The organism is Streptomyces sp. NPDC052301 (assembly GCF_044593395.1).
Lineage (GTDB): Bacteria > Actinomycetota > Actinomycetes > Streptomycetales > Streptomycetaceae > Streptomyces.
This window is the reverse complement of the sequence record NZ_JBIUBE010000007.1, coordinates 144,490-156,150: the sequence shown is the minus strand read 5'-3', so window position 1 is coordinate 156,150 and position 11,661 is coordinate 144,490. Positions and strand designations below refer to the sequence as shown.

General features: G+C 70.2%; 10 protein-coding genes. 4 read left to right on the top strand and 6 right to left on the bottom strand.

All coding sequences use genetic code 11. The features are described 5' to 3' along the window. Positions 1-238: 238 nt before the first annotated feature. Positions 239-2,809, top strand: coding sequence for a RelA/SpoT family protein (locus ACIHEJ_RS21190; protein WP_400137886.1), 2,571 nt, complete (start codon positions 239-241; stop codon positions 2,807-2,809). Between the two features lie 75 nt (positions 2,810-2,884). Here ACIHEJ_RS21190 and ACIHEJ_RS21185 read toward each other — a convergent pair whose 3' ends face one another. Further along, a complete protein-coding gene (locus ACIHEJ_RS21185; protein WP_400137884.1) occupies positions 2,885-4,114 on the bottom strand; it encodes a DUF349 domain-containing protein in 1,230 nt (409 codons plus the stop codon). 152 nt (positions 4,115-4,266) lie between these two features. Then, positions 4,267-5,097, bottom strand: a complete 831-nt coding sequence (locus ACIHEJ_RS21180; RefSeq protein WP_400137881.1) for a peptidylprolyl isomerase — start codon at positions 5,095-5,097, stop codon at positions 4,267-4,269. Positions 5,098-5,266: 169 nt separating this feature from the next. Here ACIHEJ_RS21180 and ACIHEJ_RS21175 point away from each other — a divergent pair, with 169 nt between their 5' ends. Together ACIHEJ_RS21175 and hisS are read left to right on the top strand one after the other, a co-directional pair. Next, positions 5,267-5,986, top strand: coding sequence for an MBL fold metallo-hydrolase (locus ACIHEJ_RS21175; protein ID WP_400137878.1), 720 nt, complete (start codon positions 5,267-5,269; stop codon positions 5,984-5,986). A gap of 11 nt (positions 5,987-5,997) precedes the next feature. Further along, a complete protein-coding gene (hisS, locus tag ACIHEJ_RS21170) occupies positions 5,998-7,260 on the top strand; it encodes a histidine--tRNA ligase (RefSeq protein ID WP_400137875.1) in 1,263 nt (420 codons plus the stop codon). A 44-nt stretch (positions 7,261-7,304) separates the two neighbouring features. Here the strand turns inward: hisS and ACIHEJ_RS21165 are convergent, their stop codons facing one another. Genes ACIHEJ_RS21165 through ACIHEJ_RS21150 form a run of 4 tightly spaced genes read right to left on the bottom strand, consistent with a single transcriptional unit; the run spans position 7,305 to position 10,835 of the window. Beyond that, complete coding sequence (locus tag ACIHEJ_RS21165; RefSeq protein WP_400137872.1) at positions 7,305-7,931, bottom strand: response regulator; 627 nt, start codon at positions 7,929-7,931, stop codon at positions 7,305-7,307. After that, positions 7,928-9,085 carry a sensor histidine kinase gene (locus ACIHEJ_RS21160; protein WP_400138303.1) on the bottom strand — a complete coding sequence of 386 codons (1,158 nt, stop codon included), beginning with the start codon at positions 9,083-9,085 and terminating at the stop codon, positions 7,928-7,930. Before ACIHEJ_RS21160 ends, ACIHEJ_RS21165 begins: the two co-directional genes overlap by 4 nt. A 41-nt stretch (positions 9,086-9,126) precedes the next feature. After that, positions 9,127-9,972 (bottom strand): ABC transporter permease, encoded by an 846-nt coding sequence (locus ACIHEJ_RS21155; RefSeq protein ID WP_400137869.1) that lies wholly within the window; start codon positions 9,970-9,972, stop codon positions 9,127-9,129. Next, positions 9,969-10,835 carry an ABC transporter ATP-binding protein gene (locus ACIHEJ_RS21150; RefSeq protein WP_400137866.1) on the bottom strand — a complete coding sequence of 289 codons (867 nt, stop codon included), beginning with the start codon at positions 10,833-10,835 and terminating at the stop codon, positions 9,969-9,971. Before ACIHEJ_RS21150 ends, ACIHEJ_RS21155 begins: the two co-directional genes overlap by 4 nt. A gap of 145 nt (positions 10,836-10,980) precedes the next feature. On the opposite strand from ACIHEJ_RS21150, the gene ACIHEJ_RS21145 reads away from it, so the two are divergent. Beyond that, positions 10,981-11,637: a vitamin K epoxide reductase family protein gene (locus ACIHEJ_RS21145; RefSeq protein WP_400137864.1), complete on the top strand. Its 657-nt coding sequence runs from the start codon at positions 10,981-10,983 to the stop codon at positions 11,635-11,637. The last annotated feature ends 24 nt before the right edge of the window (positions 11,638-11,661 follow it).

Sequence of the window (11,661 nt, the reverse complement as noted above, 5' to 3'; positions counted from 1 at the left end):
GCTGTCGCGTCCCCGCAGCCGCAGACGGCGAAAACACCCCTCGCCCTGCGCCGAAGGCGCGGCCGAGGTCGCTCGCAGGACACCCCGGCGCCACCTCCCGGAATCCCGTGGAGCCCCCGCGCGTTCCATGGGTACACGGTCCTCACAGCGGCCTGAAGGCGATGACCAGCCGCAGGATCGCTACCATGGGGTCTCCGGAGCCTGACCGGGGGACCCGGATCGCGCACGAGGAGCCCTCTTGCCAGACGAGGCCCAGCACCTGACCGCCGCCAAGCCCGAGTCCGCCTCGGCAGCGGCGGCGAAGCCCGCGCCGAACGCGTCCGACGCGAAGAACGACACCCGCGGGGCGATCGAGCACGCCCAGTCCGCGCCCGTCGAGAAGGCTGCCGAGGCCACGCGTCCCAAGCCCTCCTCCACGCTCGACTCCGCTCGCGCGGGGGGAGCCCCATCGCCCGAGCGCCCGGCACAGCCCCCCGTGGTGCGGCAGCCCGCCCAGCCGCCCCGCAGCGGCTCCTCCAACCGCGTCCGCGCCCGCCTCGCCCGCCTCGGCGTCCAGCGCGCGAACCCGTACAACCCGGTCCTGGAGCCCCTGCTGCGCATAGTCCGCAGCAACGACCCCAAGATCGAGAATTCCACGCTGCGCCAGATCGAGCGCGCCTACCAGGTCGCCGAGCGCTGGCACCGCGGCCAGAAGCGCAAGAGCGGCGACCCGTACATCACGCATCCGCTCGCCGTGACCACCATCCTCGCGGAGCTGGGCATGGACCCGGCCACGCTCATGGCGGGGCTGCTGCACGACACCGTCGAGGACACCGAGTACGGCCTCGACCAGCTGCGCCGCGACTTCGGCGACACCGTCGCCCTGCTCGTGGACGGCGTCACCAAGCTGGACAAGGTCAAGTTCGGCGAGGCCGCGCAGGCCGAGACCGTGCGCAAGATGGTCGTCGCGATGGCCAAGGACCCGCGCGTCCTGGTCATCAAGCTCGCCGACCGCCTGCACAACATGCGCACCATGCGTTACCTCAAGCGTGAGAAGCAGGAGAAGAAGGCGCGCGAGACCCTCGAGATCTACGCGCCGCTCGCCCACCGCCTGGGCATGAACACCATCAAGTGGGAGCTGGAGGACCTCGCGTTCGCGATCCTCTACCCCAAGATGTACGACGAGATCGTGCGGCTCGTCGCCGAGCGGGCGCCCAAGCGGGACGAGTACCTGGCCATAGTGACCGACGAGGTCCAGGCCGATCTCCGGGCCGCCCGGATCAAGGCGACCGTCACCGGCCGCCCGAAGCACTACTACAGCGTCTACCAGAAGATGATCGTGCGAGGCCGCGACTTCGCAGAGATCTACGACCTGGTGGGCATCCGTGTCCTCGTCGACACGGTCCGCGACTGCTACGCCGCCCTCGGCACGGTGCACGCGCGATGGAACCCGGTCCCCGGCCGGTTCAAGGACTACATCGCGATGCCCAAGTTCAACATGTACCAGTCGCTGCACACGACGGTCATCGGGCCCAACGGCAAGCCGGTCGAGCTGCAGATCCGCACCTTCGACATGCACCGCCGCGCCGAGTACGGCATCGCCGCGCACTGGAAGTACAAGCAGGAGGCCGTCGCCGGCGCCTCCAAGATCCGTACCGATGTGCCGAAGGCGTCCGGCAAGGACAAGGACGCCATCAACGACATGGCGTGGCTCCGGCAGTTGCTGGACTGGCAGAAGGAGACCGAGGACCCCAGCGAGTTCCTGGAGTCCCTGCGCTTCGACCTGTCCCGCAACGAGGTCTTCGTCTTCACCCCCAAGGGTGACGTCATCGCGCTGCCCGCGGGTGCCACGCCCGTCGACTTCGCGTACGCCGTGCACACCGAGGTCGGCCACCGCACCATAGGAGCGCGGGTCAACGGCAGGCTCGTACCGCTCGAATCCACCCTGGACAACGGCGACTTGGTGGAGGTCTTCACCTCCAAGGCACCCGGCGCCGGACCGTCCCGCGACTGGCTCGGCTTCGTCAAGTCGCCGCGGGCGCGCAACAAGATCCGTGCCTGGTTCTCGAAGGAGCGCCGGGACGAGGCGATCGAGCACGGCAAGGACGCCATCGTCCGGGCCATGCGCAAGCAGAACCTGCCGATCCAGCGCATCCTCACCGGCGACTCGCTCGTCACGCTCGCGCACGAGATGCGCTACTCGGACATCTCCGCTCTGTACGCGGCGATCGGCGAGGGTCATGTCTCCGCGCCGAACATCGTGCAGAAGCTCGTGCAGGCCCTCGGCGGCGAGGAAGCGGCCACCGAGGAGATCGACGAGAGCGTCCCGCCGTCGCGCGGCCGGAGCCGCAAGCGCCGCTCCAGCGCCGACCCGGGTGTCGTCGTCAAGGGCGTCGACGACGTGTGGGTCAAGCTGGCCCGCTGCTGCACGCCGGTACCGGGCGACCCGATCATCGGCTTCGTCACGCGCGGCAGCGGCGTATCGGTTCACCGCAGCGACTGCGTCAACGTCGAGTCGCTGTCCCGTGAGCCCGAGCGCATCCTCGACGTCGAGTGGGCACCCACCCAGTCCTCGGTCTTCCTGGTCGCCATCCAGGTCGAGGCGCTGGACCGCTCGCGCCTGCTGTCGGACGTCACGCGGGTCCTGTCCGACCAGCACGTCAACATCCTGTCGGCGGCCGTCCAGACCTCCCGCGACCGGGTGGCCACCTCACGGTTCACCTTCGAGATGGGCGACCCCAAGCACCTCGGTCACGTCCTGAAGGCCGTACGGGGCGTGGAGGGCGTGTACGACGTCTACCGCGTGACGTCGGGACGCACCCGGTCGTAGCCCCCCGGCACCGCGGGTGTGAAAGGGCCCCGTACGCGCGCGTACGGGGCCCTTTCACACACTCGGCGGGAAGACCTAGCCCCCGAACTCCTGCAGGCCCTTCAGAGCCTGGTCCAGAAGCGCCTGGCGGCCCTCCAGCTCACGCTCCAGCTTGTCGGCCCTGGCGTTGTTGCCCTGGCCGCGCGCCTGCTCGATCTGCGTGCGCAGCTTGTCCACGGCGGCCTGCAGCTGACCGGTCAGACCCTCGGCACGCGCGCGTGCCTCCGGGTTCGTCCGGCGCCACTCGGCCTCCTCGGCCTCCTGGATCGCCCGCTCGACCGTGTGCATCCGGCCCTCGACCTTCGGGCGCGCGTCCCGCGGGACGTGGCCGATGGCCTCCCAGCGCTCGTTGATCGAGCGGAAGGCGGCCCGGGCGGACTTCAGATCGCCGATCGGCAGGAGCTTCTCGGCCTCCTCGGCCAGCTCCTCCTTCAGCTTGAGGTTCTCCGTCTGTTCCGCGTCCCGCTCGGCGAACACCGAGCTGCGGGCGGCGAAGAACACGTCCTGGGCGCCGCGGAAGCGGTTCCACAGGTCGTCCTCGTGCTCGCGCTGGGCGCGGCCGGCGGCCTTCCACTCGGCCATCAGCTCGCGGTAGCGGGCCGCCGTCGGACCCCAGTCCGTGGAACCCGACAGCGCCTCGGCCTCGGCGACCAGCCGCTCCTTGGTCCTGCGGGCCTCCTCGCGCTGCGCGTCCAGCTGCGCGAAGTGCGCCTTGCGCCGCTTGGAGAACGCCGACCGGGCGTGCGAGAAGCGGTGCCACAGCTCGTCGTCGGACTTGCGGTCCAGACGCGGCAGCCCCTTCCAGGTGTCCACCAGCGCGCGCAGCCGCTCACCGGCGGCCCGCCACTGGTCGGACTGCGCCAGCTGCTCGGCCTCGGTGACCAGGTCCTCCTTGGCCTTGCGGGCCTCGTCGGACTGCTTGGCCCGCTGCGCCTTGCGCTCCTCACGGCGCGCCTCGACCGTCTGCACGAGCTTGTCCAGCCGCTGCCGCAGCGCGTCCAGGTCGCCGACCGCGTGATGGGCGTCGACCTGCTCGCGCAGATGGTCGATCGCGGTCTGGGCGTCCTTCGCCGACAGGTCGGTGGTCTGCACTCGCTTCTCGAGGAGGCCGATCTCGACAACCAGGCCCTCGTACTTGCGCTCGAAGTAGGCCAGCGCCTCCTCGGGGGAGCCGGCCGCCCACGATCCGACGACCTGCTCGCCGTCGGCCGTACGCACGTACACGGTCCCCGTCTCGTCGACGCGGCCCCACGGGTCGCTGCTCACAGCGCCTCCTCCACATGATGCCTGCGGGGCCTCAAGCCCCCGGGCATCGTCCACAGTTTCGTCACCGCCAACATAGGCGACCAGCGGGTTGCCTGTCCGCATCCAGCGCGACCGAAATTCCACGGTCGTCCGTCTCGGGCTGCAGGCCGGCGTCAGGACTTCGTCACCGTCGCCTTGTTGATCACCACGGTCGCGTTCGGCGCGGTGTTCTGCGTGGTCGGGTCGGCCGCCTGGGCACCGGCCGCGGCGATCTTCTTCAGGACCTTCATGCCCGCGTCCGAAATCGTGCCGAACGGTGTGTAGTTGGGCGGCAACGGGCTGTCCTTGTACACCAGGAAGAACTGGCTGCCGCCGGTGTGCTTCTGTCCGGTGTTGGCCATCGCCACCGTGCCCGCCGGGTACGTGTTGCCCTTCAGGCTCTTGTCCTTCAGGTTCTCGTCCGGAATGGTGTAGCCCGGCCCGCCCATGCCGGTGCCCTGCGGGTCACCGCACTGGAGCACGAAGATGCCGTTCGTCGTCAGGCGGTGGCACTTGGTGTGGTCGAAGAAGCCCTGGCCCGCCAGGAAGTTGAACGAGTTCACCGTGTGCGGGGCCGCCGCCGTCTTCAGCGCGACGTCGATGTCACCGCAGGTCGTCGCCAGCTTCATCGTGTACGACGCCGACGCGTCGATCGTCATCGCCGGCTCCTTCTTCCAGCTCAGCTTCTTCACCGAGCCCGCCGCGGGCTTCGCGCACGGGTCCGGGGCCTTGCTGGTCGGCGAGGCGCTGGGCGTGGTCTCGGCGCTCGCGTTCGCCTTCTTGTCGTCGTTCTTGAACGCGTCGGTCGTGTACAGCACGACGCTGCCGATGACGATCACGCCCAGTACCGACGCGATCACGGAGTTGCGCATGCGGGCCTTGCGCCGCGCCTCGGTGCGCCGCTGCTGCTGCCGCAAGAACTTCTCCCGGGCGAGCTGACGCCGCCGCTGCTCCTGGCTGACCACCGGGTTCTCTCCTCATGCGTGTCGTGTGTCGGGCGGTACGCGTGCGTGCTCGTGATCCGACCGCTGCGTGTAGCCCCGTACCGTATATGGGTTCGCTGAGGAAACGGCAGCGCCGGTAGGCTCTGACTGCAGCTGAAGCCGCCCGTAGTCGACACAACGAAGGACGATCGTGCTCATTGCCGGGTTCCCCGCCGGGGCCTGGGGGACGAACTGTTATCTCGTCGCCCCCGCCGCCGGTGAGGAGTGCGTGATCATCGACCCCGGCCACCAGGCCGCCGAAGGCGTCGAGGAAGCGCTGAAGAAGCATCGGCTCAAGCCCGTCGCGGTCGTCCTCACCCACGGCCACATCGATCACGTGGCCTCGGTCGTCCCCGTCTGCGGCGCACACGACGTCCCGGCCTGGATCCACCCCGAGGACCGGTACATGATGAGCGACCCCGAGAAGGGGATCGGCCGGTCCATCGGCATGCCGCTGATGGGGGAGCTGACCGTGGGCGAGCCGGACGACGTCAGGGAGCTGACGAACGGCGCCGCCCTGGAACTGGCCGGCCTGGAGTTCTCCGTCGCGCACGCGCCGGGCCATACCAAGGGGTCGGTGACGTTCCGGATGCCCGAGACCGCCGACATCCCGTCGGTGTTCTTCTCCGGGGATCTGCTGTTCGCCGGCTCCATCGGACGCACCGACCTGCCGGGCGGATCCATGGAGGACATGCTCGCGTCGCTGGCCCGCGTGTGCCTGCCGCTCGACGACTCCACCGTGGTGCTGTCCGGCCACGGCCCCCAGACGACCATCGGCCAGGAGCGCGCCACCAACCCGTACCTGCGGCAAGTGACCGCAGGCCGCCGAGGTCACAGCGCGGAGGCCGACGCTCCCCGACGAGGAATGTGACGAGAGATTCCGTGAGCACTTTCAAGGCCCCCAAGGGCACGTACGACCTGCTGCCGCCGGACAGCGCCAAGTTCCTGGCCGTCCGCGAGGCGATCGCGGCGCCCCTCAGGAGCTCCGGCTACGGCTACATCGAGACGCCCGGTTTCGAGAACGTGGAGCTGTTCGCCCGCGGTGTCGGTGAGTCCACCGACATCGTGACGAAGGAGATGTACGTCTTCGAGACGAAGGGCGGCGACAGGCTGGCTCTGCGTCCGGAGACGACCGCCCCGGTGCTGCGCGCGGTCCTGGAGGCCAACCTGCACAAGACGGGCAACCTCCCGGTGAAGGTCTGGTACTCGGGCTCGCAGTACCGCTACGAGCGCCCGCAGAAGGGCCGCTACCGGCACTTCTCCCAGGTCGGCGCCGAGGCGATCGGCGCGGAGGACCCGGCGCTGGACGCCGAGCTGATCATCCTGGCCGACCAGGCGTACCGCTCACTGGGCCTCAGCAACTTCCGGATCCTGCTGAACAGCCTGGGCGACAAGGAGTGCCGGCCGGTGTACCGGGCCGCGCTGCAGGACTTCCTGCGCGGCCTGGACCTGGACGAGGACACGCTGCGCCGCGCGGAGATCAACCCGCTCCGCATCCTCGACGACAAGCGCGAGTCGGTCCAGAAGCAGCTGACCGGCGTCCCGCTGCTGCGCGACTACCTGTGCGACGCCTGCAAGGCGTACCACGAGGAGGTGCGCGAGCTGATCACCGCGGCGGGCGTGAGCTTCGAGGACGACCCGAAGCTGGTGCGCGGGCTGGACTACTACACCCGCACCACCTTCGAGTTCGTGCACGACGGCCTGGGCTCCCAGTCCGCGGTGGGCGGCGGGGGCCGGTACGACGGCCTGTCCGAGATGATCGGCGGCCCCGCGCTGCCGTCGGTCGGCTGGGCCCTCGGCGTCGACCGCACCGTCCTCGCGCTGGAGGCGGAGGGCGTGGAGCTGGACATCCCGTCCACCACGTCGGTGTACGCCGTCCCGCTCGGCGAGGAGGCCCGCCGCGTGCTCTTCGCGAAGGTCACCGAGCTGCGCAAGGTCGGCATCTCGGCGGACTTCAGCTATGGCGGCAAGGGTCTGAAGGGCGCCATGAAGAACGCCAACCGCAGCGGCGCCCGCTACACGATCGTCGCCGGTGAGCGCGATCTCGCCGAGGGCGTCGTGCAGCTCAAGGACATGGACTCCGGCGAGCAGACGGCGATCGGCGTCAACGAGATCGTGGCGGAACTGGAGTCCCGGCTCGGCTAGTCGGCAGCAGTGAGAAGGGCGCCCGGGGTGTCCGGGCGCCCTTCTCACTGCTCCAGCAACCCGTGTCGCAGCGCGCTGGTGACGGCTGCTGTGCGGTCGTCGACGCCGAGTTTGCCGAAGATCCTCAGCAGGTGGGTCTTGACCGTCGACTCTCCGATGAAGAGCCGGCGGCCGATCTCCGCGTTGGTGCAGCCCTCGGCCACCAGCCGCAGCACCGCCGTCTCACGGGCGGACAGCCGGGGGCGTTCCGGCCTGCTCCGCAGCTGGTCCACCAGGCGGGCCGCCACCGACGGGGCCAGCACGGTCTCGCCGCGCGCCGCCGCCCGTACGGCGTCGGCCAGTTCACGCCGGGGCAGGTCCTTCAGCAGATAGCCCGCGGCACCCGCCTCCACGGCCCGCAGGATGTCCCGGTCGGTCTCGTACGTCGTCAGGACGACCACCCGGCACGGCAGTCCGGCCGCGGTCATCCGCGCGATCGAGTCCACGCCCGAGCCACCCGGCATCCGCAGGTCCATCAGCACGATGTCCGGCCGTAGTTCGGCCGCCAGCGCCTCCGCCCGCGGCCCGCTGGACGCGTCGCCGACCACGTCCAGGTCCGGCTCGGCGCTCAGCATCGCGCGCAGTCCTTCCCGCACGACGGGGTGGTCGTCGGCCAGGACGATCCGGATCACGGGGTCTCACTCCTCAGGGCGGCGGGGACGGGCAGGCGCACGGTCACCGTCGTGCCGACGCCGGGCGCGCTGCGGACGGCCGCCGTGCCGCCCACCTCGGCGGCACGGGCGCGCAGCCCTGCCAGACCGTATCCGCTCGGCGCGGTGGCCGGGTCGAAGCCGCAGCCGTCGTCCCGGACGGAGAGGGCCAGCGTGTCGTCGGCGTAGTCGAGGCGGACCTCGACCCGGGACGAACTCCCGGCATGTCTGCGGGCGTTGGTCAGGGCCTCCTGGCAGGCCCGCAGGACCACCACCTCCACGCCGGCCGGCAACGCCCGCACCGGGCCGGTGACTTCCAGCGCCGCGTCCTGGCGGGCGGTCAGCCGGTGCAGCGCGTCCGGGAGGCTGGCGCCCGCCAGGTCGGCGGGTGCGCCGCCGGCCACCAGGGCACGGGCCTCGGCGAGGTTCCGGCGGGCCGTCTCGTCCATGAGGGCGAGGTGGCGGCGGGCTTCGCCCGGGTCGGAGTCGAGTTCCGCGTCCACGGCCTGGACCAGCATCAGCAGGCTGGTGAAGCCCTGGGCGAGGGTGTCGTGGATCTCCCGGGCGAAGCGTTCGCGTTCGGCCAGGGCGCCGTGCGCGGCCGACAGCCGGGAGATCTCGTGCCGGCTCGCGTCCAGTTCGGCGATCAGTTCGGCCCGCTCCAGGCTCTGCTCGATGATCCGGATGATCCAGCCCCCGACGACCGCCGAGAACACCAGGGTCACCAGGGCGGACAGCGCGTTGACGAGCAGATCCTCGGCGCCCGGCCGCCACAGCACCGCCCAGCCCGCGACCGGGACCACGTTGATCACCGTCACGGCGGTCAACGCACCGCGCATGCGCAGGGTCATGAAGCACTGGGGGATCAGCGCGAAGGCCAGGATCCGTGTCTCGCCGGCCAGTACGGCGGACGGCAGGAACAGGGCCGTCGCCCCGGCCAGGTAGGCGCGGGCGCGGCGCTCGTCCGGCGGATCCTCCTCGAGCAGCCGACGTCCCACCCCCACGTACCAGGGAACCAGCGGCACGATGAGCCCGGCCGCGACCGCCCGGACCGGCCACGCCGGGTGTTCGGCGCCCAGCAGCATGATCTGCGTGGCCACCCAGGCCACCGCGAAGTACACGTCCCAGAGCAGCATCGAACGGTCCCAGGCGTGGACCCCGCGGGCCCTGTCACCGCTCACCCGTCGCGCCGGTTCTTCCACCGGAAGGTCAGCAAGCACAGCGCCAATCCTCCGACGCACCAGGCGGCCAGCACCAGTGCGATCCGCCCGAACTCCCAGCTCCCCGCCTGCTCCAGCACCTTGGCCGAGTCGGGCAGGAACACACCCCTGAGGCCCTGGCAGAGCCACTTCAGCGGGAACAGGGCGCCGATGTCGAGCATCCAGCCGGGGATGGTGTCGACGGAGATGTAGACCCCGGAGATGAACTGGATCACCAGGAAGGGCAGGACCACGACCGAGCTGGCGCTCTTGGCCGACTTGGGCACCGAGCTGATGGCGATGCCGAGCAGCGCGCAACCGGTCAGCCCGAGCACGAAGATCCAGCCGAAGTCCAGCCAGCGTCCGGCGTCCGACGGCAGGTGGACACCGTAGAACGCGGTGCCGACGGCCAGCAGGATCGCGGTCTCCAGGACGGCCGTGAACAGAACCAGCCAGATCTTGCCCAGGAAGTAGGAGGCGGGCGGCATCGGCGTGCCGCGCAGCCGCCGCAGCACCTTCTCGTCCCGCTCGACCGCGATGGAGATGCCGAGCGACTGGAAGCTCGTCGCCATGATCCCGGAGGCCATCATCGCGGGTACGTACAGCTGGGAGGCGGTGACCCCGGTGTGCCCGACGCGATCGCGGAAGATCGACGCGAACAGGAACAGGAACACCACCGGGAAGGAGAAGGTGAACACCACCTGCTCGCGCAGCCGGAAGAACTGCTTGATCTCCAGCGCGCCGCGCAGCAGGCCGATCCGCCAGGCACCGGGCATGATCCCGGCGGACTCGCGGGCGGTGGCACGTACGGCGGTCGTGGTCATCGCACGGCCTCCTGTCCGGTCAGCCGGAGGTAGACGTCCTCCAGGGTGGGGCGGGTCACGGTCAGTGCGGGTATCTCGCCGTCGAAGCGGTGCATGAGCGCGGCGACGGTCCGGGTCGGCGTGGCGGTGTGCTCCGAGCGCGGGGAGCCGTCGGGTTCCATCCAGGTGACGGTGACCTCACCGCCGTACCGGCGGCGCAGGTCGGCGGGTGTGCCTTCGGCGACGACCCGGCCCCGGGCGACGACCGCGAGCCGGTCGGCGAGGGTCTCGGCCTCTTCCAGATAGTGCGTGGTGAGCAGGATGGTCGTGCCGTTGTCGGCGAGCAGCCGGATCAGGTCCCAGAACTGGCGCCGGGCGGCCGGGTCGTAGCCGGTGGTCGGCTCGTCGAGGAGCAGCAGTTCCGGATCGCCGATCACGCCGAGCGCCACGTCCAGGCGGCGCCGCTGGCCGCCGGAGAGGGACTTGACCCGGCTCTCCGCCTTCGCTTCGAGGCCGACCAGCCGGATGACCTCCCGCGGGTCGTGCGGGTGCGGGTAGTAGCGGGCGAAGTGCCGTACCGTCTCGCGGACCGTCAACTCCGCGGGTGCCGATTCGTCCTGCCAGACGATCCCCACACGGGATCTCCACGCGCGCGTACCCGTCGCCGGGTCCGCGCCGAGGACGGACACCTCGCCCCCGTCCCGGGACCGGTTGCCCTGGAGGATCTCGACCGTGGTGCTCTTGCCCGCGCCGTTGGGTCCGAGCAGGCCGAACACCTCACCCCGCCGGACACCGAGGTCGAGGCCGTCCACCGCGGTCAAGTCGCCGTAGCGCTTGCGCAGCCCCCGGACGTCCACCGCGAGGTCGTTCACCTGTGTGGTCATGCACTCGAGCATCGGCCGGAATCGAACGTTCCGTGACCACCGTGCGTACCTCCTTATGTCCTCCGAACGGTGGACACACGGGTGCGTGCGGCACAATGAGGCGTGCCCGAAGACGGTCCAACTCTCAAATGACGGAATCGGCGTGATGAGCAAGACGACAGTCAACGACGCCTCCACGGAGTCCGGTCCCGAGCGTGCCACCGACGCCCCGCGTCTGGTGGGCGGCAGCCGAGCCCTCGCCCTGCTGCTGGTGATCACAGGCGCCGCCGGACTGCTGGCCGCCTGGGTCATCACGCTCGACAAGAACAAGATCCTCGAGGCGAAGATCGCCGGGAAGACGTTCACCCCGGGCTGCAGCGTCAACCCGATCGTGTCCTGCGGCAGTGTCATGGAGAGCAAGCAGGCGACGGCCTTCGGCTTCCCGAACCCCTGGCTCGGCCTGGTCTGCTACGGCATCGTCATCTGCGTCGGCATGAGCCTGCTGGCCCGCGCCCGCTTCCCCCGCTGGTACTGGCTGACCTTCAACTTCGGCACGCTCTTCGGTGTCGGATTCGTCACCTGGCTGCAGTTCCAGTCCCTGTACCGGATCAACGCGCTGTGCCTGTGGTGCTCGCTGGCCTGGGTCGCCACGATCACCATGTTCTGGTACGTGACCTCGTCCAACGTCCGCAACGACTTCCTGCCCGCGCCGGGCTGGCTCAAGCGGTTCCTGGCCGAGTTCACCTGGGTCGTCCCGGTCACCCACTGCGGCGTCATCGCCATGCTGATCCTGACCCGCTGGGGCAGCCAGCTCTGGGCCTGAGCCCCGGCCCCGCCGCGTTGTCAC